Source organism: Nitrincola sp., assembly GCF_048264025.1.
Classification (GTDB): domain Bacteria; phylum Pseudomonadota; class Gammaproteobacteria; order Pseudomonadales; family Balneatricaceae; genus Nitrincola.
In genome coordinates this window covers 1-23,901 of the sequence record NZ_JBLXDN010000037.1, presented here as the reverse complement: position 1 = coordinate 23,901, position 23,901 = coordinate 1, and the positions used below count along the sequence as shown (strand labels likewise).

The window sequence follows — 23,901 nt, the reverse complement described above, 5'->3', positions numbered from 1 at the left end:
CAGTCAATTAGCTAGGTTTTTTGTTTATGCGCGTGATATGCCCTGAATGCGGATGTAAAAGTAATATTCAGAAGTCGAACAGGCTGTCGAACAGCCATGCCGATTTGTATTGTTCATGTACTGACCCAGAATGCGGTCATTCCTTTGTTATGAACCTTTCGTTCAGCCATTCCCTTAGCCCGTCTGCGAAAACAACTAGCCAGTTGGCTTTTGATTTGGTGAAGGCGTTGCCGCCAGAGCAGCGACAACAACTTAAACACCAACTTAGCATGCTATAAACGAAACGCAGGGCTTTCTTGTTCGTCTGCCATTTCAATAATGGATTGAATGGTTTTCACGTCACTCGCTTCCACCAAATGAGGGTTGTCTTTAATCAGCAGCCCTAAAAGATAAACGCCTACTTCCCCACGTCTGTTCGTGCTCGTACTGAGCGAAACCCCATCCAAGACAACATCAAGAGCGTGTTTAAATCGTTGTTTTTGTTCTGACATATCAATACCCTCACCAACACAATTGCAAGAATACTGTATATTTAAACAGTATAAAAGTGCGTTATTTACAGTGAGGGAATTTTCGCGATGTTGATCATTGTTCAGTTTGGTGTTCATAGCTGTCTCCCGTTTACGATTTAGAGCACCTTACCAAATTCAATTTAGATTCCTCCTGAACCAGTAATAGGATCAGCGTTTGCTAAATTCGAATGAAGTTTAGGCGCAATTATGCTTTAAAAAAACTTATCGCGTGGGGAGGTTCAAAAGGAGGGTTAACTAAATATCTGGAACTTTGACTTTAGTGTCAACGTATAATTTCACCCTAAAATACGGCGGCACCGTAAATAAGTTAATTATACTTAACATTCAATACGTTAAAGAGTATACACATATATGTGAAACTCATATTTGTAACGTGATTCACGTTTTTAAATGCAACAAAAACCGCCTTTCAGCGGTCTTTTAATAGATAAAGAACGTTATTTAAACTTTGCTAACATGCTATAGAGTGCTGCACTTTGCATTCGAATTGATATTTGATTTTCCAGTTCTGAAACCAAGTTCTTTGCGGCTAGCATTTTCTCAAACTCAGATAAGTCAGTTTGCTGCGATAAGTTAGAGCGAAGCTCTTTAGTTGCTGCATCTACCGCAACTATGTTTATTTTTTCTTCTGGCATGGTTATCCCTCAACTCTTGGCAACTTAATAGCCTTCCAATGCGTGGCATTAACCGGAATAGCCTCTCCAGTATCGTTCCAAATAAACTCTTCGTTATAGAAGCAGTAGTAACAATCTGGCCAGCGTTCTTCACCATCGAACACATCAACAAAATCAGACGTTGATGCCTTACTATTTTCTTTAGGTGGCAAACGTTCTAGCACTGAAACCCATCCATCGGCATTTATTTTCGGTTCACCGTTAGGCATATTCATCAACTTTGCTTTGACTTCATCATCACTAATTATGGTTGTTTGCATATCTGATGGATATTCCCAAATGCCATCATCAGCAACTAACACCTTGGTACTTGTTCCGGTTTCAACGTCTCTCGACACAGCTAGCCCAAGCGGATGCAATATTTCACGATTGATTCGTTCAATAAGCCCAAGTCCTGACATTTGATTCCAGTTTATTGATTTCATGGTGTGCTCCTTAGTGCATTCCAAGCATGATTATTTGTTGGGTATGTTTCTTGATTAGCTCCAAAGCCATGCCTTTAATCACTGGATGACAGTACGCTGGAGAATCTACGTAAATTTTCTCGAATACTTTCGATTCAATGGTTTTCCTTAAAAGAGCCATATTTTCGCTACACACCACCAAAGCTTCAGATTCTGCATACATCTCTTCTACCTGTTCAGTTGGAACAAGGATAAGGTCATTCTCGGTAGCCTGACGCATGATGAAAGTTGACGTACCAACTTGACGACCAACGTTGATGTTGACCGTGCCAAACTGATAAACAAACTCTCTCGGCTCGTAGTATTTATCGTGCCCATCTTTCAACAGGCTATTGGTGTAAGCCGTGTTCATGTCGATCACGGATTTGTATGTATCTGTTATGTCAATCATTTGCTCTCCTTACACCAACGGCCAGCTATCCACATATTCAAAATGTGAAAGCTCTGGTTGTTGGTAGTTCTCTTCAGTTAATGGGATTTGCTCCGGTTCTGGCTCGGTTGTTTCACCTAACCAACTTAAATCTGGCTTGTATTCGTTGCGGTAAACGATTTGGTCTGGGCGTCGTTGTCCATCGCCAAGGTTTAACTTGACGCTTTTCTCTTCTGTAACCCTTACCCAGTGACCTTGAAGTAGATGCTGACGTATGTTTTCGGTGAAATCATGGTCAGTTATCAGCCTGCTTATCTCGTATTCCACTAATGGATCTAAAGGTCTTTCGTTATCACTGGTAACTTGTTCGCCCGGTGGGTGCGTACAGTTATTGACAGAACTCCAAGGGGCACCTGCGGTGCCTGAAAGAGCAAGAGCCCCCGCTTCAGCTTGGTCTTGCCCCGTACCTTTCTTCTGAATCGTCCAGACCCTAGTGCGGGTTTCTACGGTTTCATCTGGTGTGGTAAAGCCCTTAATCTTGCGAACGTCTTCCCCGTGAGGTGAAGCGAATGGAAGTACTTCGTATGAATTGACGATCAGCAATTCGTCACGCTTAACGAATGGACCACCTTGACCCATGATGTAACCTTGCCAGTTACCTTGGTCGGCAGCTTTTAGTGTGTCGGTAATGCTCGCATCATCGCTTTTCATTGATGATTCGTAGCTCTCACCAACCATCTGCGCCAACTCTTCAGATTGGTATCTATTGCCGATGAACATCACCAACTCTTGGTTGGTGATTAAATGGCTTGGTTTGATAGGACCCGTAATATCGCGGTGCAACGTAAAATAGATTTGGAGAAGGTCAGCACGCTCCTGCATGAACAGGTATTCCATAAAGGCTTTTTTGTTCTGATTAGCAAAGCGGCGCAGTTCGCGGTACGTGGTAACAGGAGCACCACCAAAGAACTGAAACTGGCGGATGTTCCAGCGGCTTTTCCATGCGCTAACGTGCTTCGCCATGTCTTTTGCTTTTCGGCCTTCTTCCTTGCCTGTTTCTGGATTGATTTCGACGGTTTCATCCGCCAAATCTTCATCCATTGCGTAACCGTCGATGTTCTTTGAAATGTACTTAGCGATGTAGCCTGTCGCAGTGCCTTTCTCTGGGTCGATTTCTTCAATGTCACAACGTGGCGTGTGATCAAACTTCCCTTCTTTATTGAAAAGCTCGTGCTTGTCTTCTTCGGTTGCGTATTCAACAAAGATTTTTGTTATTGCGGCTTGTTCTTCAGGTTTCACCCAAATCAACAGGTGCCAGTGTGGCGTGCCGTCATGATGTGGTTCAGCAACGCGAACACCAAACCAACGCAGTTCCAAGCGCCCCAATTTGGCGCGGATTTTTTGCCAGACATTATTCAGGTAGATTTGAGCATCACGCGGGCTTGCTCCGTTCCAGTGTGGAACGAAACCGCCTCTTTGATAGCTGTTGTGATATTTAGAAGGAGTTGTCAGGGTAAGAAACAAACCTTGCAAACCCAGCTCGTTCCCAATGTCTTCGCAACCACGGCAGCGAACCATTAGTTCATGACGACGAATCGCAGGATTAGAAACACTACGCAACACCATATCTGCAAGGTCTGTTGTTTCCTGTGTTTCTTCGTCAAACAATTCACACTGCTTGATGAATTCCCAGTTACGTTTTAGCTGTTCTTTGTGTTCACGAACACAATCATAAGAAGCGTACGGTGATGCTTTTGACGATACCTGCCCCATAGCAATGGCTAAGTGCTCACGCATAATTTTGCGTATTTTAGTGAGGCGATTAAACCACCATTTGTCACTAATCAGTTTTGATATGTCTTGCAGGGCAGAAAGCTCAGACTGATGTTTGTATTTGCGAGGCGGCTTGATACCAAATGAGTTAGCAACAAATTCAGCCATTTGTTCATAGGTAAACACCACGGCCATTTCAGTGCCTAACGTTGTTTCTGCATGGTATTTACTGCTTTCGATTTGGTAGAAACGATCGACAATTTTAGAGATGGTGAATGCCATCTCTTTAAGTTCTGATTGCTCTAACTCTGCCAGTATTTTTGTGACTGGCGGTTTGCGGCTTGTTGGTTGGTCAAAATCAAAACGCTGTTGAAAGTTGCTTTGCTCAGTGTCGGCATCCCCTTCGCTGAGCAAATAAACCTTGTGTGTGGTTGGCAATTTTTTGTATTGCGCTAGAACGAGTTTTGCCCGCTTTGTAGCAGGCTCCATTTTGTCACGCAGATAGGTGTTCGCTGCGTTTCTACCTTTGGATTTGAATATTTGCTTATAACGATTAGCAAAATATTTCATCAGGTAGATAGGCAGGTCACTGAAGAACTGGTTCTCTGTTCGCCACTGATGGTCATGAGGGTTTAGGAGGTATAAGTCCCTTTCAATGAAGTTCTGATCATCAGGTTCAACCAACGCAGGTTTATAGCCATGAGCAATACAGGCAAGCCCCTCATCAATAGGTGAATGAGGGACTTTCCAAGGTTGCTTTAATGGTTTTACTGCTTGGTAGTAGGTCATGCTTTAGTCTTCACCTGAAACGGGAAGAAACAATGCTTTTCTGCTGCGTGCGCACCGCCGCCTGTGCGGAATGAAATAAACAGTCGAGGAAGCTCTTTATTGCGAACTGTTTCTTTAACTTCCTTACTAGCTAACGTCGCTTTCCATAAGTCGATACCTAAAACACGCTGGATATTGGCAATATCACCACTTGATAAACACACATCACCTTTTGGTTTCTTCAATGTGTCCAAGACTTTTTGCATGTCATCAATGGCTTTCTGTTCTTGTTTGTTAAGTTTCATTCGTCACCATCCTCAACAAGCATGACTCCATGCTCAGTTGCTACTGCACCTGTGATAACAGAGCCATCTTCAGTTCTAACCAAACCAAACTGTTCAGCCTCTTGAATCGCTTCGCGCAGTGCTTCAACTGCTTTTTGCATTTCACTATTCATACTTCCCCCAACTCCTGAGTTGTCACCAACATGTAGCCGCCTTTGTCGCGGCCTTTGCTAATCATCCCGCTACCGAGCGGATGCATAACGACACAATCAAGATCACGGCAGGCTTGGTTTACTGCGTCCTGCATTGAATCAAAGTCACCAACCATTACGTTGGCGACCTCTTGAGTATTCGAATGACGAATAACCACCCCCTCAGGGTTTAGTTCTACTGCTGTGTATTGCATGGTTCGCACTCCACCAAAGTTGGGCCATCACTCACAATGAGCGCTCCTTCATCGTCAAACTGGAACAATTTCCCACGGTAAAGAACGCCAGCTTCAGAGAAGAAGTAGTCAGCAACTTCATCACTCTTTGAGGCTTCTTCATGCAGAAAATCAGACATTTGGTTCTGTGCTGACTTATGTTCACGTTGTTTTGCATGAGCTACCGCTAGCGCTTCCTGTTGTTCAATTCCGCTTTCAATAACTGCGTCTAATAAACCTTTAATGCTTGGTGAAATAACTAATGTGCTCATCGTTTACCCCTTAAACTTTGCGAGTGCTTCGTTGAATCGGTCAGCGTCCATCCAAACTATCAACGCTGTTTTCTTGTCATTGACTAAGTCAGTAGCCCCAAGTCCGTCCGTTTTGAATTTGATGGTTGTAAGCCCTTTGTTGTATTGAGCTGATTCCATGCATGAGTGAAGTGCTTGAACGGTGACGTTCTCATCACCGATTTCTTTGATAAGTTCGCTTAATGAAGCCATATCAAATAGCCTCCAAAGATTTGCTACCGTGTAGAGGTGCGCATTCTTGCCACCATTGCTTCATGGTTTGGTTGAGGTTGTAACTGCGAACACATGCCGATACGAAGAACAGCGCACGAATGGCACCAACGGCTTGATGATGTGAAGCGGCGTCGGTGGTTTGGTTGAACACTACAACCCAGTAAACCCACCACGCTTTGATGAAGTCTTCCAGTGATAGCGCCTGCTCAGTGCCGTTCACGTTCACCAACATGGCGCGAGTTGAATCAAGCTCCAGCATCAAGCCTTGGCTTGATTCAACCGGATTAAATACGCGAGTGAACTGTTCAATTTTGCGCGTAGTGAAACCTTCCGAACGTAAGCCGTATTCGAGGTCTTTGCGGTAAATGGTGATAGTGCTCATTTCGAGTCCTCCCCAATTTCACGACCGCAGAACGGGCAGTAAGAACAGAACACCTTCACTTGCCCTTTCGAAAGGTTTGCCGCTGGTGTTTTGTCTTTCTTTATCTTGCGATAGGTGTAGTTAATTTGAGGGTTAACTGGCACATGGTCTCTATCACTTAAAATGAAAGAGTGACCTTCCCAGCTAGCTTCAAAGTCAACAACACCTTCTGGAAGCTTTTCGATAATATGCGCTTTCATGGCTTCCAATGTTTCGTCAAAACAATTGCACTTACCCATGAGTCACCTCCGCATTTGCTTCGGCTTGTTCACGGGCTTCAATGATGAGTTCGGTTAATTGGCTTTCTATGGAAAGGAGTTTTTCTAGAGGGCTAGGTTCGTGTTCGTATTTGTGCTCCAACCAGACCGATTCACTTAATAGTCTGTCAGGTTTCGGCGCTTTATCACTCCAGTCAGTGTCAATATCAACCGCCCAAACTCGAACCGTTTGTACATTACCGTTAATATCAATAAACACCTGAATCACATCACTGTTTGATAGCGCCAGTACATTGATAGCGTGGATAACGTCAAAGATTTCACGCTGCTTTATAGTGGTTACCATGTCTTGAGCGAAGTCTTTCATTGCTTCGCTTTCATCTTCAAAATTGACATCAAAGTCAGCAACGATTGGGCGTGGTAATAAGTTACTCATTGCCAGTATCAACTGACGTTGATTGCTCATTGAAAGGTCATTGAAACGCTGAATTTTAGCCATTGTTTGACGAGTTTCAGCCAGTAGTTCTCTGGCTTCATTTCGATACTGTTCTGCTAATACAACGTCGCTAACTTTCGATACTTGCTCGTGTTGTATGTGTTTTTGCTCTTCCATAATCAAAGCTCCTACGCTTAATTTGGGTAAAAAAAGCCCTCCCTCAATCCGAAGAAATCGAGAGGGCAAACGGCTTGGCTAGGTATATTTGGTGTTAAGACCAGCGCTGATTAACGCGCTTGGCTTGGGTGTTGATTCGTGCCAGCTCAAATTCAATACGCATCTTTCTCTGCTGGCTTGTGTCTTCGTGGTTTGCTTCGGCTGTGAGTGCTTTGTGCTGTTCACGCAAACGCTTTAACTGACTTTCTTTCAAGTCACTGCGTACCTTTTGCAATGCAGCTAACCCTTTGGCTTTTTGCTCTGCGTTCAAGCTGTGAAATGGCATATCAGGACAAGCCTTGTGACATGCTGGTTTTGAAGTTTGGATAGCAACTGACATAGTTATTTCTCCTAAGCTAAACCGGGAACTGGTGCACCGTTCATGACAAAATCGACACCCATGCTTAGCAGTGGTGACATGCCTGTAGTGCGGTTTTCTAAATCGGAAATGAGTAAAACGAGGTTGCCAACTGCGGCTTGGGCAATGGCGAGTGTTTTGCGTTTTTGGCTGCGTGGATAACGGCGCTCTTGATTGAGCTCTAACACGCTGCCAGAAAGTTGACCTGTGAGGTTCGAGTGTTCAAGGATACGTTCAACTAAGCTTTTCGCCTGTTCCTCTACTGGTACCGATGCCGTGACCAAACCAAGATCACCCAACAATGTGTTGATGATGGTGTAGTCGTTTGATTCTTTGCACAGCAAAGCCAGTTCTACTGGGCTTAATACATGCGGCTGCGCTGGGTTGAGTTTGTTTCGCAACATGGTGCCTTTTATGCCGATGCGCTGAGCGAGTTCTTCCATGTTGTGGTTAACAGCGAAATCACTACAAACAGCGTTGTAAGATTGCTGTTTGCGTTCGCGTAATTCGCACATAGCGATGTTTGCATCCATGTTTAACAATCTCCTATGCGATATAAGTTAAAAACGGCGGCACGAAAATGACTGCAAGTGCGAACACATGCAGCCACATCGGGCAAAAGGATTTAGTCGGTAACAGGGAGGAAAGGCGCATGGCATCAACCCAACACTTCTAAAGCTTCACGAGCAGCTAGCTCATTCATAGCAATTAAGTTAACGAGTGGTTTTTCTTTTGGTGCGGTCTTCTTTTTGATGATGATTTTGCCTTTACGGGCGTAATCTCGAATTGTATCAATAGGCATTCCAGTGGCACGTGAGTACTCTTCATACGTCACAAACGGCACTGGTAGAGCTGGGCTATATGACAGCATAGTGATATCCTACTTAGTTGATTTAATAACATTTCACTGTACTCATGATTATTCGCAGTAATCTTGAGATGTGATGACTATAAATCCCAAATGAGTTTTTGTAAACGATCAAATGAGCTTTGATTGTTAATTTTTGAGATTTGAGTCTAATTATCTTTCAGGAATCACATGGCTGAACAAAATCAAATACCAGCATACGACTACCTAAAGGGAAGTGAATTCACTTCAAAACTCAAAGAAGTTTTAGGTTGTCGGGATTTTTTGGAACTATCTAAGATACTGGATGTGCCTAAGTCGACTTTTAGCACTTGGAACATGCATGACAGAACGTCACATGAATTGATGGTCAGACTTCATTTGGCAATGGGAATACCAATTGAAGAGATGGCACTAAAGCCAGAAGACAGAAAGGGAACTGCAAGCGGTAATATCTCTGAAAGTGCAGCGAATTATCATAGCGCTGAGCGTTTGGTAATTTCTCAGCATGATTCAGTAATTCTCAAAAGCTTTTGCCTGACAAATGGAAAGCTTCTAGACACTGGCGAAGTGCCGTATCCAGTTCGCCGTATAAATGGCTTTGGTTTAGAGAAAGCAGACCTAATTGAAATTGAAACCAACCAAAGTGTTGTGCTTGTCGATAAGAAAGAGAACGACGCAATGAATGGCAATTACCTGATTGCCATCGACGGCCGCTACTCCATCAACCAAGTTCAACGCCTACCCGGCAAACTGGCTATTGCTTTCGACGGACAGACTATTGAAGTTCAGGAAAGTGATATTGAGGTTATCGGGAAGGTTGTTTTAGAAACAAAACTTAAATAATAAAAATTGGCTAGGGAATGGTTATATGAGAAAAGTTTATTTGCTTCTTGCAGGATTATTAGCATCACCTGCTTATTCAGCCACCTCAGACTGCGAGTCTGCTTATTCGATACTTGGACCAAGCGTTCCTCTGGTAATTGAGGCAATAAAACTCCACAACGCAAATGCTGACTACAAAACTATTGCTCAATGGAGATCTAAAACATTTAATCCTCAAATTGAAAAAATCATTGATGCAAACCAATTGTCACCCCAAGACATGATGAACCCTGAATTAGAAATTACTCGCGACGCATATAACGACGTAATGATGCGTGCAAAAATCTTCGTAGACCAAACCTACGCTTATTCCAAAGGCACTGTCGATGCAACAGCGGTTAGCGAACAGCGTGAGATCATTAATAACGTGATACAACAGTACAAAGTGAAGTGTGTTAAAACTTCATAGAGATATTAATTAGCAATCGAACTACATTTTAAAAAATAAGCTAAATAGATCTTAAAAAGACAATAATAATTTAGATAGAGGCTAGGTTGTGTATGAGTCAAATGACTATTAATGATATTCGGCGAATAATTGAGCAAAGCCAGAACAATAATCTTATGGGTGGTAATGTAATTAAGTCTGGTTTGCACAAGGACAAATCAGGCCAAGCCCACCAATATGATATATCGCGAGGGTGGTCAGACAGTCTTGCTTGGCAATGCAATACTTCTTGGGGACAATTCAACTTAAAAATCCTCCAAAACATCGATTCTCGACCAATTAGCGAGGACGAAAAACATCAGCTAATTAGCGATAGTAGCTTAGAAGATATCCACTGGAACTGGTTAGCAAAACATGCGCATTACTATTCATCTCAGTTTGAGTGGTTCTTCGTTACCATTAATGGAGAACCACAAGCAGCCTGTCTGATTTACCATCCAGAGAATGGTGCCTTAACTTCAGCCCCTATCTTCTACATTGAATACTTAGCGGTTGCCCCGTGGAATAGGCCAAATCTAGTAGCAGAACAGAGATTCAAGGGCATTGGGCCAATTCTTATTAAAGAAGTTATTCACTTCGCTAAAGACACGTTAGGACTTACCGAAGGCTTTTCGCTACATTCTCTTCCTAAAGCACAAAGTTTTTATACAAAAATAGGGATGCAAGCTATTTCTGCTAAAGACAAAGACTCATTGGCTTATTATGAAATGGGTAAAATTCAACTTGCTAAATTTCTGGAGGCTTAAAAATGCCTAATAGTAAATTTGACTCATTAATAGTTAATGCGAACCCGTCTAGTTCAGCTGAAAGTATTTTAAGCGCATTTCATAAAAGCAAAGAGCATTTGGATAAACTCCCGCCCAAACTGAAGAAAGATAAAGACTTAGTCAGGCTCAAGCTTTTTCAAGAGATAGGACATCAAGAGTCTAATAACTCTTTCTTTAGGAAAGCTGATCAGGTTAATACAGCTTTGGTCAACCTTTGGTTAAGTAATGTCAAACAACTAGCAAATCTATTTGTTTCGATTAACCAGCTCTCTGAATTCAAAGGCATAACCAAAGAGGAACTTGCTGAAATAGCAACGCTTAATGTTGAACCAAGAAACATCCTGTTGTTACCACAACTCCTTGCTGATAAAGGTATCGTATTAGTTATCGAATCATCGATTAAAGGATTAAAAACAGACGGTGTTGCATTCAAACTTAGATCTGGTCACCCAGTAATTGGAATAAGCTTGCGATACAAGCGATTAGATATGTTTTGGTTCACTTTGATGCACGAGCTTTCTCATATATGCCTGCATTATGACAAGCTTGATGATTACATTATTGATGATTTTGAATCAAAAAGGGACAACATCACAGAACAGGAAGCCGATAAACTGGCCGGAAACTCATTAATCCCTAGACACATCTGGAGGACTTGCCCTGCCAGAAAAAACTTCAATCAAGTGGAAGTCGAAGCATTTGCTAAAAAACATAATGTCCATCCGATTGTTGTGGCTGGGCGTTTACAAAAAGAACTAAAAGCAGAACATATTCTTGCGCAGTATGTTAATAACGTCGATGTTAGGGAGCTAATAGAAAATGAATAAATACACACCATTTTTAAAATTCAAAGGGAGTGAGTTCGGCGCGTTAAAGCTACTGGAAAGAGTTGAACTCGCAGGCATTACACCATTCTTTGATTTAGCGACTAAGAAAGATATTACTGACCAAGATATCGAGAATACGATCACCAAAGGTCTAAGAAAATACGAGTTAAATTTTCAAGGTTGCCCTCGATTCTATATTGATGATTTTGACTTAGATGATAGTCATCGCATTAATGGCGATATCGTATATAACTTCTTTATAGATACATTCCAAAGTATAAACTTTATTCCAGTAGTAGGGCTCGACAGAACACCTGACCGAATTAGTTCTCTGCATGACCCATTAATTGGTAGTGACACATTCGCTCTCCGATTAACTAAAGAGGATTTCAAAAGCTATGTTCTATCTGAAGATGACATAGCTGATATCATGAATGAATTTTATGTCGGCGATTCGAAACCTTATAGCAAGGTGCACTTGATTATTGATTGTCGTGTTTGTGTGGAAGAGAACGCAGTAGAGCTAAGCAACCTTATAGCCAAATTTATATATGATATTTGCCAAGATTATAAGTTTGAAAAAATCATTTTGACTGGTTCGTCTATTTCGGTCAATTACATCGACAATGTTGCATCAGGCCAACGCAATACAATCGATAGAATTGAGTGTGCCATCTACAACGCTGTGACAAGCATGCTAGAAATCAAAAATATTGAGTTAGGTGATTACACAGTGATAACACCAGACTATTCTGACGTGGATATTCCTCCAGCCGCATTGCGCAAAGTCATGACCCCAAAAGTAGTTTATAGCTATGACACCTATCAGCATTTTCTACGCGGCAATGCAATAGAGTCTCACCCAGATGGCGCAGGTCAATACGATACGCTTTGCTTAGAACTTGTAGGTAAAGGATTTTTCCGAGGCGAGAACTACTCTAAAGGCGATGAGTATATCGTTAAAAAATCGAAGAAAATTGGAAATAACGCTCAACCTGCATTTATGAACAAGCATCTTATCAATGCTCACATAACATACATGTTGAACGATTACTAAGATACAGGAAGTTCCCTAGTTGCTAGTAGGTTTGCAATTGATCGGCTAATTTCAAATTTACTTAGCTTATCAGCAAGCTCACTAGCAAACTCTCTCTTCCCTATTTTATCTGAAATGTTAAGTTCTAACTTACTGCTCATGTCAGTAAGTTCACTTTTCCAAAGAGTTGATAGCGCTAATACTTTATCGAATTCTTGATTATTAGTAGCTTTGCGAACATATCGAAACCTTACAGTGTCTGACTTTCGATAAGCTACAATAATTCCCCAAAATTCTGGGGCTTTGTTGAGCGCTTCTTCAAGTTTTTTCTCGGTGGTTACAAGAGTGATTTTATTAAACACCTTATTGTAAAAAGCACCTTGTTTTAGGATTCGATCAATCTTGTCATTATCGCCTTTAATTTCATAGCAATGAGCTTCGTTGTGAATACTAACCACATCTGCAATAGCATTGCCTCGATGAACATGAAGCTCTTCAATTATTTTTCGTGGTTCAGAAGCTTTTGAATTAAGAAAATTAATTAAGTTAGGTCTGATATCAGCATCATTTAACAACAAGTTGCTACCTCCTATTTGGAAAGGCGACATTATAAAGAATAGACTAGCTTATTCAACAACTGAGAAAAACGATGAGCGTACGAAATCTCAAAGATGGACACAAAAAACCTTGGCTTTGTGAGTGCTATCCACAAGGCCGCACTGGTAAGCGTGTTCGTAAACGCTTCGCCACTAAAGGTGAAGCGGTTGCCTTTGAACAATTCACCATGCGAGAGGTAGACGACAAGCCGTGGTTAGGTGATAAACCAGATCACCGTCGTTTGAGTGAACTACTTGAAGTATGGTGGCAAGTACACGGCCACACGATAAAGTCAGGCAAAACCATTCACAGAAAAACAGCCCTGACTATCAAGGAACTCGGCGACCCTATCGCTTCTACTTTTACTGCGCGTCACTACTTGGAATTCAGAGCAAGCAGGCAAAGCCATGTTTCTAAACATGGTGTTCAGTCTCTATCACCTGTTACTCAAAACAACCAACTCGCTTTACTGCGTGGCATGTTTAACCGGCTTAAAAAGTACAAGCAGTGGAACCACCCTAACCCACTGGATGAAATCGACAACATTAAAACCGATCAGCGTTCACTTGCTTACTTACACAAACAAGACATTCCTGAATTTCTTAATACGATTAAGCAGTTTGATGACGGGAAAGTATCGGTTTCCATTCCTCAGATTATTCTGATTGCGAAAATATGTTTAGCCACTGGGGCTCGTATCAGTGAAGCGCTATCACTTAAGTGCTCTCAGGTTTCTAAGTACAAGCTGACGTTTATTGAAACTAAGGGTAAGCGTATTCGCTCGGTACCAATCTCAGAAAACCTGTACCGCGAAATTATGGATATGGCTGTTAACGACCGTGACGTGTTTAGTACTACGTACGCATCCGCACACCACTACATCAAAAAAGCATTACCTAGCTATGTTCCAAAAGGGCAAGCAACCCACGTTCTGCGGCATACTTTCGCCACTCACTTTATGATGAACCGTGGCGACATCCTCATTCTGCAGCGCATTCTAGGCCATCAAAAAATAGAACAAACGATGGTTTACGCGCACTTCTCACCAGACCATTTAATACAAGCAGTACATCTCAATCCGCTAGAAAACTAGTGGCGGCAAAATGGCGACATCCATCATCAAACCTCACTAACATACACCTATATAAGCAATATTTTGTAGTTTCACAGGTTTGGATTAGTCACGTTCCATTGTGCATACAGCTCAGAAACAAAAAGATAATTTCATTTAATAACAGGTAGTTAATTTAAATTTGAAATTTAAGAAAGGACTTTAGAAAGGCTTTTGCCCGTTATACTAAACAACAGGCAAAAGAAAAGCCCCTTAATATTTGTATAACTGCACACCCATTTACTATCAAATACTTATAATAAATTAACCATGTTAATGGCGACAAAGTGGCGACACATTTGATTTAAAGTCACTTGTGGCGACACTAATTTCATCCTGAAAAATCACGGATTTTGTCTGGCTCATTTGCTCCTGTTCGGGCTCACAACACTACCGATCACCACGAAACAAATTGCAAAAAGGTTTTTAAGTGCGAATTCACTTTGAAGCCTTGCTGTGATTGGCTTGCGCTTTACCAAATCAGATCATTAAAAATCACGCGAGATCTTTCTAAAACGTCACGTAAAACAGCTCAATCATTTAAATTCAAAGAGTTACAACCACACGCGCGATCTTTTCAGATCATTGTTTTTGCAATTCTTTGCAAATAATTTCAATTTTCGAAATTTTATTTAGGCTGATTTAAGGCGTTTTCTATGGTTTCAGTCATTCGCTAAGCCCCTTATAGCTTAAGGCTTGGCGCTTTGTTTGGTCTTTTCGTCCGTAGGATAAATTTCGCGGAAAGAAAATTGCGAAAAAAGTGATCAAAAAACCTCGCAGGCGGGTGTAGAGGAGCGCGGATTCCGTGGGTAAAAGGCTCGATTACGTGAGCCTACCGCTCTGGTTTGCTCATGGCGTGGTGTTAGTGCTTTGGGTAGTGGGTGACGTGCAAAAAGAAACGCAGCCGTGTGGCTGCGCTTTGGTGTGGTTTATGTGGCTACTGAATCGGCCAACTTCCTGCGGAACTGCCACTTGCAACGTTGGCTTTGGCGTTGGCTTGTATCTCATCAACTACGGCATTTGCTATTGCTGTGGCTAGTTCGTCGGCTTTGGCGTGGCTGCCTGTGGTGGTGAAGCCTTGCCCTTTTAGTTCGGTGATGATTCTGTCTTTCAGTGATGATTTACTTAGGGCCATTATTTACCTGCCTTAACTGTGGTTGATAGGTCGGAATGCGGTAGGCCAGTGAATGCGCAGATACAATCGCCCTGCACTACGCCTTTGCCGCCGTTCATTGTGATTAAGTCTGCGGTGAAGCGCATGTTCTTGGCGCTGGCTTCCCAGTCCTTTTCCATTGTCTCTAGTCGATTGCCCATCACTTTCAGTTTGTCATCTTGAGCAATAACGATATTGCGCAGTTTACCGATCACAGAGACCAGTTCCCCTGCAGTTGCTATGTGCATGTTGCCTAAGCTGCCAAGTTCTAGGTTGTCACCTGCCAGTATTTCTACTGCGCCTAACGCTTCAATAACCTTTTTGCCTATGATGTTCTCAGAGCTATGCCCTTTCACATCAAGGGTATGGCTACCTAGTTCCGCAATGTATTTCGCGGCTTTCTCAATCCGTTGATGTGACTGAGTGGTAAAGGTTTGGTCTGTTTTATCGGTGATGTTGCCAGCGGCATCAATGCGTCGGCTTACTTCTTCGCGTTGCTGTTGAAGCTGTTCACCTGGGGCAATGGTTGGTAGTGCGTAATCACGACCGTAGATGCCTCGAATAATTGGGCGATCACTTCGACCATAAGCAAAAGCGATTTCAACTACTGTGCCTTCCAATGGGTACGCCAATAAACCCGATTCATGGCCGCTCATGTTAACCGGCAGAGGAATGGAGCGATAAACCGGAATGGTGATGTCTGGCAGCATGTCTTCATCGAGAACCTGAACATCAATGGCGTAACGTGGGCGAAACGGGTCAGCCGTTTTCCCTGCGGTTGCATTGTCACGCACGGCTTCTACTCGTCCGAATATTGGCAAGTGATAGCCTGCCGCCACTTCTGGCAGCATATCGGCCATTTCACGCTGTTTGGCTGATTGGGTGTTGTCGTTCCAATAAGCTGTCATTTCATCGCCAATCAGATCTAGGCGTGTAATGCGTTTATCAAATGCCACTCGACCGGGGCGAAGCATCGGGAACGGTACGAACGTGACACTGTTACCATTCTGACGTGATGTGAATTCGTGCGGAATGGTCATTGGCTTGTCATTGAATCGGCTGTCTTGGTATGAGCCTGCAAAGATGGTTTGGTCGGTATCTTGGTACCAGACAAAATCCGCGATTTCGAACGCTTTACCTATTTTCGCTAGGCACTGATAGCCATCACCCTGACTGACAAAATTAGGGATTACGCGAGTGGTGTATTCAGCATCGGGCAAGTTGAACTCTAAACCTGTTTTGGTACTGACTATCGCAAAAATATCACCCATTGTTGGGTGTTCAATGCTTATCGGTAACGGGTTCGCCAACGCTCCCGCCAGTTCTTTCACTGTGAGTTTATAAGCGCCGTTAGCGGCAGGCTCTACCTTGTCGATAAAGCCTTCAAAAAACGGTTTGCTCTGTTGCTCATAACCAATCTCAAAACTCACCAAATCAAAGCGTTTCGGTGGCTCACTGGTGTTAATCACGAATAAGGCTTTACCACCCAGCGACAGCTTTAGGCTTACTTTGTGGCTGGCGAGGTTGTATTCCTGATTGTTGATGAAAAGGCGTTTAGTCAGTTTCACGATGCCGCCTCCTCATTGGCTTGTAAGGCTTGTTTCAGGCGAGTGTTTTCACGCTGCTCTGGCTTGGTTTGGTCTTTTTGGCGCTGTTCTTTTTGCTCGGCCACGCTGTTGTGTTCTTTGAGTTTGAACGAGACATTCCACGCCATTTGGTTTTCTTGTGGCGTGACGGAGAATCTACCCGTGAACTTAACGGTTTTGACTTTGAAGGCGTTAACGACATCGTTGACGACTCGATAAGCCATGCGGTCACCGCTTTCGTCTTTGGCTGTGCTCATGTTTTGCAATGTAGCAAGTAGTGCAAGGTCGTAAAATGAGATCACACCAGAGATATCTAACTCAGCGGCTTTTTCACCTTGTTCTGAATCGTCGGTCGCTGATGACATTCCGCTTTGGTCTTGCGCTTTAAATTCACGGGAGAAACCCACTTGGATGTTTTTTAGGTTAAAGGTTTGACCGTCTAAGGCGAACACAGTAATTCCTCCCAATAGGTAAGCGGCTCGTTACTGATAAGCAAACTTGCAATAGTGAATTGGTGATTATTCGGCACACTTGCGTTGGCTAACTGAGTCGCCACACTTTCAGCGCTGCCGGAGAACTGCGCGGAATACACGCTTCCCTGCACAGCTTTTAGTGCATTGATGGCTTGAGACACATCCGCCAACATGTTTGAACGTTTAGCCGCTAATGCCTGTAATTTACCGATCACGTTAGTACTGTCACTGGCGAGTGATTCAAGAGTGACTAATTGCGAGTTTTGCTGGTCAAAGTAGTCACCCATTGGCTGCGCATTCAGTGTTGCCGAAGGTTTAAAGCGAGGCTGAACAATAGCAGCTGGCTGATGCAGTTTGTCATAGTCATTGGTTCTGAGTGCTTTTGTCTGCCTTGCTACCTGTTGCCAATCCGGCAATGTCATCACTGAGGTTATTTGTTGCAGCTTGGCCGAAAACTCATTCATGCTTTGCGCTGTGAGCATAATAGCCACCACGTTTAACTGACCTTTGGGCCTATGGGTGTCCGCAAGGTCACGCAGTTTAGCCACCAAGGTTTTCACTGCATTGGTCGGACTTAAATAACTGCCAGAATCCAGCTTTTCGCCTACCTGAAATTGGTAAGGCGTTGCGCTGAGAACAGTACCGCTAACCAGTAAATCATTTAAGTCATCACGCAGCCCCAGCAGTGCTTCAGCCTCTGAACTTAAAGAGTGACGCCCGAAACTGGCGTCACCTTCTAAAGCAGTTAGTCTACCTTCCGCTTCACTCATTGCTGTGCCGACTTGGCTTGTTACAGCCTCGGCACTGGTTTGAATGGTTTGGGCTGTATCAGGCCAAGTGAGTGGTGATTGTGTCCACATACACTAAGCCTCTGGCACTTCAGGCCAAGGGTTATCGGCGCGAATCTGCAAATAAGCGGCATCGGCTTGTGCTTCATATTCAGCGGCTTTGGCTTCATCACCTTCAATACGTCGAATCATTTTGGCTTCGTTGTTCAGGCGATCAACTATCTGCACATAGAGGCTTTCACGAGTGTTGGTTACTTGCTGGACTTCAGCTTCGTATTTGGCTTGAGTGTCAACTTGCCAATCGCCTAATTCTTCGCTCCATGTGACGTATTGGTGTGGTGGTTGGGTGAGTGTGTAGTCATCCGTCACCAGTGTTTTATCGTCGAACTGTTTAGGCTCTTTGGTTTCTTTGCTGTATGCGGTTACTTTTTCAAAGCGTGTTTTTACTTGCCATGCGCACCCAGTATCATCAGGCCAGTATTGAACTTTGCCGTCAGCATCGAGCATGGCGAAGTATTCATTTTCTGCCAGTTCAACTTCTGGTAATGGCTGCGATGTGGTGAATCCAACTTTCTCAGCCAGTTTTTGAGATTGGACATATTCGCCAGAAACCGGGCTAATGTGATGTTTAAGCATAGCTGAATACTCCTTTCGGAATTACACGGTAGTGGTCAAGGAAGATGCCCATTGTGTCTGTGTAGGTGTCTGTTCTTGCGACTCTAGACGCATCGAAATTAAAACCATACCCTGACCCTATAGCATTTGCATCAACGTCACTAGCCCATACAACTGCCTCAAAAGCTCCTGTAGCTGATGCAACAGAATCTCTAGCACCTACAGTACCTGTGATATTCTGAATATGGTCTTCTTTCGTGGAACCCGCAGCACCATAACCGCCAGCTACTTTGATGTTCATCATCAGCGCCCAGTCATCGGTGGTGAATGAGGTTGCACCGTCACCTGTTCCCCAATGTCCTGCGTAGGCTCTTGGGTCCGCATCTATGGTGGCTTGGTCGGTGAATAATGCTGATGCGCTGACGATTTCGAATACTGTTGGGTAATCAGCTCTCAGTAGTTCCACTCGACCTGCGGGTAACCAAATATCAGGGTCAGGGTCTGGCCCAACGGCAGACATCGGCATGCCTTTGAAGAGCATGTGTTTTAGCCAGTCTGCACGAGTTAGGTACTGCCCATGAGGGTCACTTGCCGATAAATGAGCTTGTGATTTCAAGTACTGAGGATGTGGATCACTTGCCGCTTCATGTTCACCTAAGCCACCTTTCACGCGCCAGTCTGTAATCGAGCCGTCAGCGTTAATGCCTGCTAGTTTCGCCACATAGTGCTGTTGCTGATTAGCGTCCACATAGTCACTAAGTTCAACCTCAGATAAACGAACAGTCACCACATTCTGCCACTCAGATAACACGGTACCCGTTCGGACGACATCGAGATATAAGCCGTTTGGTTTGGTGTTGATGGTTTGAATCACTTCAGCATCGAGAACGGCACGTAAACCGCCAACATAAGCAATACCCGCAGAAATCGCGTACTTGGTTGGGTCGGCTTGTTGGGTGATATCGAAACCATCCACAAAGGCGGTGTGACCATAGTTGTCTAGGTTGGCTAGGCGCATATCATCTTCAATACCGAACAAACGGGCTTGATAGTTGATTTGCCAAGTAGCTGCATCCACGTTAATACCTGCGATTTGCGCGGCACCATTGTATTGTTGCATCAGTGACTTGGTACTGGTCATGCCGTCTTCTTTGGTTTCTTCAACCTTATGGACAACCATGCCACAAGAACTTGGTACGTTCTTATCACGCAGGTAAATGGCGTTAAAGGTAAAGGAAGCCACTGAACCCGGAATCACTACCGAGTACACCAAAGCGTTATCACCTAACTTACCCACTTGGTCGATATCTTGTTGATGTACCCAAAGCGAAATGTCCGGTAAGCCTTGTTCGCGGTCAATCGGCTGAGCTAAATCTAGGTCTGGAATGTAGGCAAAAATCATTTCGTTCATGTCCGGCCCATCACCGACACTGATCTGATTTTGCAGATACTTTTCAAACTCTAATGGAATGGCCGTCAGGCTCATAAGTTACCCCCTAATGTGGCGATAAATAACTGCTGTTGGTGTTCAATGGGTTGAGGGGTAAATTCCACACTTACGCCCTCTTTAATTTCGGCATTGAACATCGTGAAATTATGTGAAAACTCACCATGGTTAATATGAATTTCATTGGGATATGTCACCTGAAAACGGTAGCGTCGGCAGGTACGCCCGTACTGTTCTATTAACGTTTGTACTAACTTACTGTTTTGAGAAATTGAGCTGTCACTTAGCTCGATGGTGCACACATCCCAATCAATGGCACTTTCCCGTTCTTTGAACGCCACTATGCCAATATCCAAGCGTTGGAAAATGCGTTTGAATCCGTAAACACTACCTGCGTCTTTGGCGTTAATGGCCGCGTACTTCACTCGTTTTCTGAACAGCTCTAACGGTTCACCGTCAAACTGTGTGATGTCTCTGTCCCACGCCATCAATCGCAATAATTTTTCACTACACGTCAACGCATTGAATTGGTTTAGCGGAAACAGCAACCAAGAACGAACCAGTTTGAAGAAGGTGAACACGCCACTGCTTAGGTAATACGGTTCTTTAATTACTTCTGATGTGGTCGCCCCATCCTGCCACCAAGGTGTTGGCGTTTGGGTTAGCTGCGGTGCGTTTTGTTCAACTTCACTCATCGGCCAGTTCCTGCACGGTCAGTGTCTGAATGCGTGGCTGAGTTAACAGGCTCACAATGTCTTTTTGGATCACACCATCAACGGTGATTCGCACTGACTCTACGTTGTCCATGTTGTTGTGAATCTCGGTACCTAGCTGAGAAATACTGAATCGGCTTTCTGGCCGTGCTCGAGTCATTTCTGGATAAGCGGCAGATTCACGAAACGCAGCACGAATGCGGTCTTCAATTTCTAAGAACTCGTCTACTTTTTGCGTGTCGGTTAGGTTGCTGACGAATACCACATCAGCAATCACAGCATGTTGCGTATCTGGAATGGCTAAACAGGTGAGCACGTCACCATGGCCGTGGTGACCATCGTCCATAATGTATTCGTTCAACTGGTCTAAAACGGCTTGCGGTGTTTCGCCTACTTCCATCAGTACATAAGCGTTTGCGGTTCCCGGTGTTACATGACCTGTATTCTCAAAGAAGATGTTGTCACTGCGAATGCCTGCCACGCTGGAAATAATAGAACGGTAAACATCATCAATGTGCCAGGTACCTGAACTGGTGAACGCGTTTTGAAGTCGTAGCGCCAGCTCATCGTCACTTTCTTCATTCGCGCCTAGCGTGGTTATCCAGTCTGGTTCGTTAACGGCAGAGACAATGCCTGCAATGCCTTTCGGCAGAATATTGAAATAACCGGCTGCTAGGTTGTATTGGTCACCTGCCTGTTCTGCTTCACAGAGTATTTTGCCTGTGGCTAACCCTGCCGCGATGACCGAATCTTCGATCACTAATAATTTGTAAATCACGCCATCAATCGTGGTGGTTTGGATAATTTCGCCAGCGGCTACGCTTACTTCATCTTCTACGTTTTCTTTGGTGAAGGTTATCCAGCCTTGAGTTTTCACTGCGCCTTTTGGTGTGACGTTGTATTCCCATGCTTTAAGCTCTAACGCCCAACGTTCTGCCGTAGCAACAAACATGTTTGGCATGACGTAACCCGCCAATAAGGTACGAATCAACCAGACGGTTGGCGTTACTACTGCCGCACGAACCCAACGCCAGAATGGCGACATATCAGAGTCGTTTGAAAGGTTACTGCCTGCGCCTGTGACTTCGGTTTTGAGCTTGGTTTCTAATGCGTCTTCAGTAACCGGAATGCCTGATTCCGCTAGAATTTCCACAAAGTCAGCGGTTGGTCGTTTACTCATGCGGTTACCTCAGTTTGAATCAGTTGGTCGTAGTCATACGCTTGCGCGGTTAGCTTGATGTTCCCTGCTTCGCTTTCTGTTGCTAAAGCGGTACCCGGAATGATGCGGTTATCCAGTTCGGCTTTTTGCTCTATCTGCAACAGCACGTCAGCGCGTAGCACTGGGTTACGTTCCGCGACTAACTTACGAGCTAGACCGCTTTCCATTATCGCGTGTTTGATGTCCTGCGCGATGCTGTATAAGTCACTGCACTGGGTTGGCTGTGCGCCTGCGTCAACATCCCAACCGCCGTCGATCACTTTGATGTCGATATACTGTTTATCCGGCATTGAGTTCATCCCATTCCGCTAACTCGTCAGGCGTAAAGCCACCTTGCGTGGTGATGTAGACATCACCGTACTGGCGAGTGTTGGTAGTAGAACGGCTTTGTGTGCTGTTCATGTTCTGCACCATGTTCGGGTTCAGCTTTGGCGCGTTTTGTGGCTTTTTGTAGTCAATGACAGAGGTGTCAGTTTCGATAGCTGAGTTTTGCGCATCCATTAGTGGCATTTGTGGAATGCTCGCCCGTTGTGCTTCTAGCGCCTGCATGTCCGGCATTGGCGGAATAACCTTAGCGGCTTTCTCTGCGACGTCAGCTTGAGGCGTTTGCGGCATTTCACCGGCACGCCACTCGATGTCGATGCCCGGAATCATGTTGAGTTTGTCGATTACCCAGTCGATGGTTGCTGCAAGCATTTTGAATACTGCGGTGTCACCGAACGAAGCTTTCAGATCATCCCACCAGTAAATCATTGCACCGACCGCAGCCACCAAAGCAACAATGCCAGCCACAACCCACGTGATAGGGTTCGCCCAAAGTGCTGCATTGAATAGCCATGTGGTTGCTGTCATCGCAATGGTGCTGATGCGCAGCAACTTGAGCACTCCGTTTAAGGTACCCATAGTCACCGCCCAGCCAGCCGACATCATTTTGCTAATACCCATCACTAGCGAGAGTGAAGCAACCACACCACCAAGCGATACCGCGCCAATAGCGGCATAACTCATCATTTCGGTAAGCAACGGATATTCGCTGGTCATTGCAGTGAGCCATGTCAGCCCATCAGCAATCGAACCTGTTACTGAGTTAATGGCAGGCAGAATCATGCCAAAGGCGGCAGCGCGAATCGCAAACCATGAAGCTTCGAGGCGTTCCCATTGGTCGGTCATAGCAGAGGCCATTTCCTCTGCTTTGCTCATGCCTTGAACTTGACCGAGTGATTCAATGCTTTTGCCTAGTCCGTCCGTGTCTGCCATCAACAGCTTAATCATGCTGACGGCTTCATCAGAACCAAACGCCGCTTTCAATGCATCAGATTCAGCAACATCGAGCGTGTCGCCAAACTTGCCTTTCAGCTTGTCTAGAATATCGAGCATTGGCAGCATTTTGCCTTGGCTATCGGTAAACGAGAGGTTGAGCTTGTCTTGTGCCTTACCCACACCCGCGAGGAACGACTTGTATTTGGTACCCGCTTCACTACCGCTCATAGTGGCTTGCAAGGTACCGAGAATCGCCATCTGCTCAGACATTGCAATACCAGCGGATGTCGCGTTCGCGCCAACACTGGTAAATGCGCTGCTCATCTCTGAACCTGTGGTTTTAAACATTTGCACGGCCAGAGCGGTTTGCCCTGCGACCTCTTCAACCCATGCGCCTTTGCCCATTTCAGCCGCTTGGTTCTTAAAAATGCCGTACATGGTGCCCATGTAGGCGGTGATAGTACTGGTATCGGCTTTAGTAGCCGCAGCTAACACGCCTGAAGCTTTGGTGAACTGAGAAAGTTCGTTGCCATCCAAACCCGCAATAGCGGATTGAATGTCGTAAGAGGCTGCCACAAAATCCGTGGCAGATTTGCCGTATTCACTGGCGAACTCTAAGGCAGTTTGAGAAAGCTGTTTAAGCGCTTCATCAGTTACGCCCAGTGA

General features: G+C 44.4%; 34 protein-coding genes. 7 read left to right on the top strand and 27 right to left on the bottom strand.

What is annotated here, in order from left to right; translation table 11 throughout:
- Nucleotides 1-26: 26 nt before the first annotated feature.
- A complete protein-coding gene (locus tag ACN0R1_RS17925; RefSeq protein WP_102953826.1) occupies nt 27-278 on the top strand; it encodes an ogr/Delta-like zinc finger family protein in 252 nt (83 codons plus the stop codon).
- Here the strand turns inward: ACN0R1_RS17925 and ACN0R1_RS17920 are convergent.
- From ACN0R1_RS17920 to ACN0R1_RS17845, 16 genes are all read right to left on the bottom strand, one after another.
- The gene (locus ACN0R1_RS17920) at nt 273-608 is read right to left on the bottom strand and encodes a hypothetical protein (protein WP_417585336.1); all 336 of its coding nucleotides are present in this window, start codon (nt 606-608) and stop codon (nt 273-275) included. The two genes, ACN0R1_RS17925 and ACN0R1_RS17920, sit on opposite strands and share 6 nt — an antisense overlap.
- A gap of 362 nt (nt 609-970) precedes the next feature.
- Nucleotides 971-1,168 carry a hypothetical protein gene (locus ACN0R1_RS17915; protein ID WP_417585334.1) on the bottom strand — a complete coding sequence of 66 codons (198 nt, stop codon included), beginning with the start codon at nt 1,166-1,168 and terminating at the stop codon, nt 971-973.
- 2 nt (nt 1,169-1,170) lie between these two features.
- Nucleotides 1,171-1,632, bottom strand: a complete 462-nt coding sequence (locus tag ACN0R1_RS17910) for a hypothetical protein (protein ID WP_417585332.1) — start codon at nt 1,630-1,632, stop codon at nt 1,171-1,173.
- Nucleotides 1,633-1,642: 10 nt separating this feature from the next.
- Nucleotides 1,643-2,062 (bottom strand): hypothetical protein, encoded by a 420-nt coding sequence (locus ACN0R1_RS17905; protein WP_417585330.1) that lies wholly within the window; start codon nt 2,060-2,062, stop codon nt 1,643-1,645.
- 9 nt (nt 2,063-2,071) lie between these two features.
- Nucleotides 2,072-4,603 (bottom strand): replication endonuclease, encoded by a 2,532-nt coding sequence (locus ACN0R1_RS17900; RefSeq protein WP_417585328.1) that lies wholly within the window; start codon nt 4,601-4,603, stop codon nt 2,072-2,074.
- Nucleotides 4,600-4,887, bottom strand: a complete 288-nt coding sequence (locus ACN0R1_RS17895) for a hypothetical protein (protein WP_417585326.1) — start codon at nt 4,885-4,887, stop codon at nt 4,600-4,602. The genes ACN0R1_RS17900 and ACN0R1_RS17895 overlap by 4 nt, the downstream gene beginning before the upstream one ends.
- Nucleotides 4,884-5,039 carry a hypothetical protein gene (locus tag ACN0R1_RS17890; protein ID WP_417585324.1) on the bottom strand — a complete coding sequence of 52 codons (156 nt, stop codon included), beginning with the start codon at nt 5,037-5,039 and terminating at the stop codon, nt 4,884-4,886. The genes ACN0R1_RS17895 and ACN0R1_RS17890 overlap by 4 nt, the downstream gene beginning before the upstream one ends.
- Entirely contained in the window at nt 5,036-5,272 is a 237-nt protein-coding gene (locus ACN0R1_RS17885; protein ID WP_417585322.1) for a hypothetical protein, read from the bottom strand. The genes ACN0R1_RS17890 and ACN0R1_RS17885 overlap by 4 nt, the downstream gene beginning before the upstream one ends.
- Complete coding sequence (locus ACN0R1_RS17880) at nt 5,254-5,562, bottom strand: hypothetical protein (protein ID WP_417585320.1); 309 nt, start codon at nt 5,560-5,562, stop codon at nt 5,254-5,256. The genes ACN0R1_RS17885 and ACN0R1_RS17880 overlap by 19 nt, the downstream gene beginning before the upstream one ends.
- Nucleotides 5,563-5,565: 3 nt before the next feature.
- Nucleotides 5,566-5,793 (bottom strand): hypothetical protein, encoded by a 228-nt coding sequence (locus tag ACN0R1_RS17875; protein WP_222738858.1) that lies wholly within the window; start codon nt 5,791-5,793, stop codon nt 5,566-5,568.
- Between the two features lies 1 nt (nt 5,794).
- Nucleotides 5,795-6,196, bottom strand: a complete 402-nt coding sequence (locus tag ACN0R1_RS17870) for a hypothetical protein (protein ID WP_417585318.1) — start codon at nt 6,194-6,196, stop codon at nt 5,795-5,797.
- Entirely contained in the window at nt 6,193-6,474 is a 282-nt protein-coding gene (locus ACN0R1_RS17865; protein ID WP_417585316.1) for a hypothetical protein, read from the bottom strand. The genes ACN0R1_RS17870 and ACN0R1_RS17865 overlap by 4 nt, the downstream gene beginning before the upstream one ends.
- On the bottom strand, nt 6,467-7,066 hold the full coding sequence (locus ACN0R1_RS17860; protein ID WP_417585314.1) for a hypothetical protein: 600 nt from the start codon (nt 7,064-7,066) through the stop codon (nt 6,467-6,469). The genes ACN0R1_RS17865 and ACN0R1_RS17860 overlap by 8 nt, the downstream gene beginning before the upstream one ends.
- A 94-nt stretch (nt 7,067-7,160) precedes the next feature.
- Entirely contained in the window at nt 7,161-7,445 is a 285-nt protein-coding gene (locus ACN0R1_RS17855) for a hypothetical protein (protein ID WP_417585312.1), read from the bottom strand.
- An 11-nt stretch (nt 7,446-7,456) separates the two neighbouring features.
- The gene (locus ACN0R1_RS17850; RefSeq protein WP_417585310.1) at nt 7,457-7,996 is read right to left on the bottom strand and encodes a phage regulatory CII family protein; all 540 of its coding nucleotides are present in this window, start codon (nt 7,994-7,996) and stop codon (nt 7,457-7,459) included.
- A 125-nt stretch (nt 7,997-8,121) separates the two neighbouring features.
- Nucleotides 8,122-8,334, bottom strand: a complete 213-nt coding sequence (locus tag ACN0R1_RS17845) for a hypothetical protein (RefSeq protein ID WP_417585308.1) — start codon at nt 8,332-8,334, stop codon at nt 8,122-8,124.
- A 168-nt stretch (nt 8,335-8,502) separates the two neighbouring features.
- Between ACN0R1_RS17845 and ACN0R1_RS17840 the strand changes: the two genes are divergently transcribed.
- From ACN0R1_RS17840 to ACN0R1_RS17820, 5 genes are all read left to right on the top strand, one after another.
- Nucleotides 8,503-9,156 (top strand): phage repressor protein CI, encoded by a 654-nt coding sequence (locus ACN0R1_RS17840; RefSeq protein ID WP_417585306.1) that lies wholly within the window; start codon nt 8,503-8,505, stop codon nt 9,154-9,156.
- Nucleotides 9,157-9,181: 25 nt separating this feature from the next.
- Nucleotides 9,182-9,604 (top strand): hypothetical protein, encoded by a 423-nt coding sequence (locus ACN0R1_RS17835; RefSeq protein ID WP_417585304.1) that lies wholly within the window; start codon nt 9,182-9,184, stop codon nt 9,602-9,604.
- A 92-nt stretch (nt 9,605-9,696) separates the two neighbouring features.
- Entirely contained in the window at nt 9,697-10,389 is a 693-nt protein-coding gene (locus tag ACN0R1_RS17830) for a GNAT family N-acetyltransferase (RefSeq protein ID WP_417585302.1), read from the top strand.
- A 2-nt stretch (nt 10,390-10,391) separates the two neighbouring features.
- Nucleotides 10,392-11,237 (top strand): ImmA/IrrE family metallo-endopeptidase, encoded by an 846-nt coding sequence (locus tag ACN0R1_RS17825; RefSeq protein WP_417585300.1) that lies wholly within the window; start codon nt 10,392-10,394, stop codon nt 11,235-11,237.
- Nucleotides 11,230-12,294 carry a beta family protein gene (locus ACN0R1_RS17820; RefSeq protein WP_417585298.1) on the top strand — a complete coding sequence of 355 codons (1,065 nt, stop codon included), beginning with the start codon at nt 11,230-11,232 and terminating at the stop codon, nt 12,292-12,294. Before ACN0R1_RS17825 ends, ACN0R1_RS17820 begins: the two co-directional genes overlap by 8 nt.
- Here the strand turns inward: ACN0R1_RS17820 and ACN0R1_RS17815 are convergent.
- A complete protein-coding gene (locus ACN0R1_RS17815) occupies nt 12,291-12,851 on the bottom strand; it encodes a sce7726 family protein (RefSeq protein WP_417585296.1) in 561 nt (186 codons plus the stop codon). The two genes, ACN0R1_RS17820 and ACN0R1_RS17815, sit on opposite strands and share 4 nt — an antisense overlap.
- A gap of 71 nt (nt 12,852-12,922) precedes the next feature.
- On the opposite strand from ACN0R1_RS17815, the gene ACN0R1_RS17810 reads away from it, so the two are divergent.
- Entirely contained in the window at nt 12,923-13,963 is a 1,041-nt protein-coding gene (locus tag ACN0R1_RS17810; protein ID WP_417585294.1) for a tyrosine-type recombinase/integrase, read from the top strand.
- A 955-nt stretch (nt 13,964-14,918) separates the two neighbouring features.
- Here the strand turns inward: ACN0R1_RS17810 and ACN0R1_RS17805 are convergent.
- The 10 genes from ACN0R1_RS17805 to ACN0R1_RS17760 all read right to left on the bottom strand — a co-directional run.
- Nucleotides 14,919-15,116, bottom strand: coding sequence for a hypothetical protein (locus ACN0R1_RS17805; protein WP_417585292.1), 198 nt, complete (start codon nt 15,114-15,116; stop codon nt 14,919-14,921).
- Complete coding sequence (locus tag ACN0R1_RS17800) at nt 15,116-16,702, bottom strand: hypothetical protein (RefSeq protein ID WP_417585290.1); 1,587 nt, start codon at nt 16,700-16,702, stop codon at nt 15,116-15,118. The genes ACN0R1_RS17805 and ACN0R1_RS17800 overlap by 1 nt, the downstream gene beginning before the upstream one ends.
- Nucleotides 16,699-17,172, bottom strand: coding sequence for a hypothetical protein (locus ACN0R1_RS17795; protein WP_417585288.1), 474 nt, complete (start codon nt 17,170-17,172; stop codon nt 16,699-16,701). Before ACN0R1_RS17795 ends, ACN0R1_RS17800 begins: the two co-directional genes overlap by 4 nt.
- Complete coding sequence (locus ACN0R1_RS17790) at nt 17,160-18,053, bottom strand: hypothetical protein (RefSeq protein ID WP_417585286.1); 894 nt, start codon at nt 18,051-18,053, stop codon at nt 17,160-17,162. The genes ACN0R1_RS17795 and ACN0R1_RS17790 overlap by 13 nt, the downstream gene beginning before the upstream one ends.
- A 3-nt stretch (nt 18,054-18,056) precedes the next feature.
- On the bottom strand, nt 18,057-18,617 hold the full coding sequence (locus ACN0R1_RS17785) for a hypothetical protein (RefSeq protein WP_417585284.1): 561 nt from the start codon (nt 18,615-18,617) through the stop codon (nt 18,057-18,059).
- Nucleotides 18,610-20,082: a phage tail protein gene (locus ACN0R1_RS17780; protein WP_417585282.1), complete on the bottom strand. Its 1,473-nt coding sequence runs from the start codon at nt 20,080-20,082 to the stop codon at nt 18,610-18,612. The genes ACN0R1_RS17785 and ACN0R1_RS17780 overlap by 8 nt, the downstream gene beginning before the upstream one ends.
- Nucleotides 20,079-20,738 carry a phage tail protein gene (locus ACN0R1_RS17775; RefSeq protein WP_417585281.1) on the bottom strand — a complete coding sequence of 220 codons (660 nt, stop codon included), beginning with the start codon at nt 20,736-20,738 and terminating at the stop codon, nt 20,079-20,081. Before ACN0R1_RS17775 ends, ACN0R1_RS17780 begins: the two co-directional genes overlap by 4 nt.
- A complete protein-coding gene (locus ACN0R1_RS17770) occupies nt 20,731-21,936 on the bottom strand; it encodes a baseplate J/gp47 family protein (protein WP_417585279.1) in 1,206 nt (401 codons plus the stop codon). Before ACN0R1_RS17770 ends, ACN0R1_RS17775 begins: the two co-directional genes overlap by 8 nt.
- A complete protein-coding gene (locus ACN0R1_RS17765; RefSeq protein WP_417585277.1) occupies nt 21,933-22,274 on the bottom strand; it encodes a DUF2590 family protein in 342 nt (113 codons plus the stop codon). Before ACN0R1_RS17765 ends, ACN0R1_RS17770 begins: the two co-directional genes overlap by 4 nt.
- The coding region (locus ACN0R1_RS17760; protein ID WP_417585275.1) for a phage tail tape measure protein at nt 22,255-23,901 on the bottom strand (1,647 nt) is incomplete at its 5' end. The genes ACN0R1_RS17760 and ACN0R1_RS17765, both read right to left, overlap by 20 nt.

Excerpts from the sequence above, each read along its gene's own strand:
- ACN0R1_RS17885 (WP_417585322.1), bottom strand. The coding sequence starts at position 5,272 with ATGCAATACACAGCAGTAGAACTAAACCCTGAGGGGGTGGTTATTCGT.
- ACN0R1_RS17825 (WP_417585300.1), top strand. The coding sequence starts at position 10,392 with ATGCCTAATAGTAAATTTGACTCATTAATAGTTAATGCGAACCCGTCT.
- ACN0R1_RS17855 (WP_417585312.1), bottom strand. The coding sequence starts at position 7,445 with ATGTCAGTTGCTATCCAAACTTCAAAACCAGCATGTCACAAGGCTTGT.
- ACN0R1_RS17860 (WP_417585314.1), bottom strand. The coding sequence starts at position 7,066 with ATGGAAGAGCAAAAACACATACAACACGAGCAAGTATCGAAAGTTAGC.
- ACN0R1_RS17900 (WP_417585328.1), bottom strand. The coding sequence starts at position 4,603 with ATGACCTACTACCAAGCAGTAAAACCATTAAAGCAACCTTGGAAAGTC.
- ACN0R1_RS17765 (WP_417585277.1), bottom strand. The coding sequence starts at position 22,274 with ATGAACTCAATGCCGGATAAACAGTATATCGACATCAAAGTGATCGAC.
- ACN0R1_RS17805 (WP_417585292.1), bottom strand. The coding sequence starts at position 15,116 with ATGGCCCTAAGTAAATCATCACTGAAAGACAGAATCATCACCGAACTA.
- ACN0R1_RS17865 (WP_417585316.1), bottom strand. The coding sequence starts at position 6,474 with ATGGGTAAGTGCAATTGTTTTGACGAAACATTGGAAGCCATGAAAGCG.
- ACN0R1_RS17775 (WP_417585281.1), bottom strand. The coding sequence starts at position 20,738 with ATGAGTGAAGTTGAACAAAACGCACCGCAGCTAACCCAAACGCCAACA.
- ACN0R1_RS17875 (WP_222738858.1), bottom strand. The coding sequence starts at position 5,793 with ATGGCTTCATTAAGCGAACTTATCAAAGAAATCGGTGATGAGAACGTC.
- ACN0R1_RS17915 (WP_417585334.1), bottom strand. The coding sequence starts at position 1,168 with ATGCCAGAAGAAAAAATAAACATAGTTGCGGTAGATGCAGCAACTAAA.
- ACN0R1_RS17870 (WP_417585318.1), bottom strand. The coding sequence starts at position 6,196 with ATGAGCACTATCACCATTTACCGCAAAGACCTCGAATACGGCTTACGT.
- ACN0R1_RS17845 (WP_417585308.1), bottom strand. The coding sequence starts at position 8,334 with ATGCTGTCATATAGCCCAGCTCTACCAGTGCCGTTTGTGACGTATGAA.
- ACN0R1_RS17880 (WP_417585320.1), bottom strand. The coding sequence starts at position 5,562 with ATGAGCACATTAGTTATTTCACCAAGCATTAAAGGTTTATTAGACGCA.
- ACN0R1_RS17850 (WP_417585310.1), bottom strand. The coding sequence starts at position 7,996 with ATGGATGCAAACATCGCTATGTGCGAATTACGCGAACGCAAACAGCAA.
- ACN0R1_RS17770 (WP_417585279.1), bottom strand. The coding sequence starts at position 21,936 with ATGAGTAAACGACCAACCGCTGACTTTGTGGAAATTCTAGCGGAATCA.
- ACN0R1_RS17905 (WP_417585330.1), bottom strand. The coding sequence starts at position 2,062 with ATGATTGACATAACAGATACATACAAATCCGTGATCGACATGAACACG.
- ACN0R1_RS17820 (WP_417585298.1), top strand. The coding sequence starts at position 11,230 with ATGAATAAATACACACCATTTTTAAAATTCAAAGGGAGTGAGTTCGGC.
- ACN0R1_RS17910 (WP_417585332.1), bottom strand. The coding sequence starts at position 1,632 with ATGAAATCAATAAACTGGAATCAAATGTCAGGACTTGGGCTTATTGAA.
- ACN0R1_RS17790 (WP_417585286.1), bottom strand. The coding sequence starts at position 18,053 with ATGTGGACACAATCACCACTCACTTGGCCTGATACAGCCCAAACCATT.
- ACN0R1_RS17835 (WP_417585304.1), top strand. The coding sequence starts at position 9,182 with ATGAGAAAAGTTTATTTGCTTCTTGCAGGATTATTAGCATCACCTGCT.
- ACN0R1_RS17895 (WP_417585326.1), bottom strand. The coding sequence starts at position 4,887 with ATGAAACTTAACAAACAAGAACAGAAAGCCATTGATGACATGCAAAAA.
- ACN0R1_RS17925 (WP_102953826.1), top strand. The coding sequence starts at position 27 with ATGCGCGTGATATGCCCTGAATGCGGATGTAAAAGTAATATTCAGAAG.
- ACN0R1_RS17840 (WP_417585306.1), top strand. The coding sequence starts at position 8,503 with ATGGCTGAACAAAATCAAATACCAGCATACGACTACCTAAAGGGAAGT.
- ACN0R1_RS17890 (WP_417585324.1), bottom strand. The coding sequence starts at position 5,039 with ATGAATAGTGAAATGCAAAAAGCAGTTGAAGCACTGCGCGAAGCGATT.
- ACN0R1_RS17920 (WP_417585336.1), bottom strand. The coding sequence starts at position 608 with ATGAACACCAAACTGAACAATGATCAACATCGCGAAAATTCCCTCACT.
- ACN0R1_RS17810 (WP_417585294.1), top strand. The coding sequence starts at position 12,923 with ATGAGCGTACGAAATCTCAAAGATGGACACAAAAAACCTTGGCTTTGT.
- ACN0R1_RS17830 (WP_417585302.1), top strand. The coding sequence starts at position 9,697 with ATGAGTCAAATGACTATTAATGATATTCGGCGAATAATTGAGCAAAGC.
- ACN0R1_RS17785 (WP_417585284.1), bottom strand. The coding sequence starts at position 18,617 with ATGCTTAAACATCACATTAGCCCGGTTTCTGGCGAATATGTCCAATCT.
- ACN0R1_RS17780 (WP_417585282.1), bottom strand. The coding sequence starts at position 20,082 with ATGAGCCTGACGGCCATTCCATTAGAGTTTGAAAAGTATCTGCAAAAT.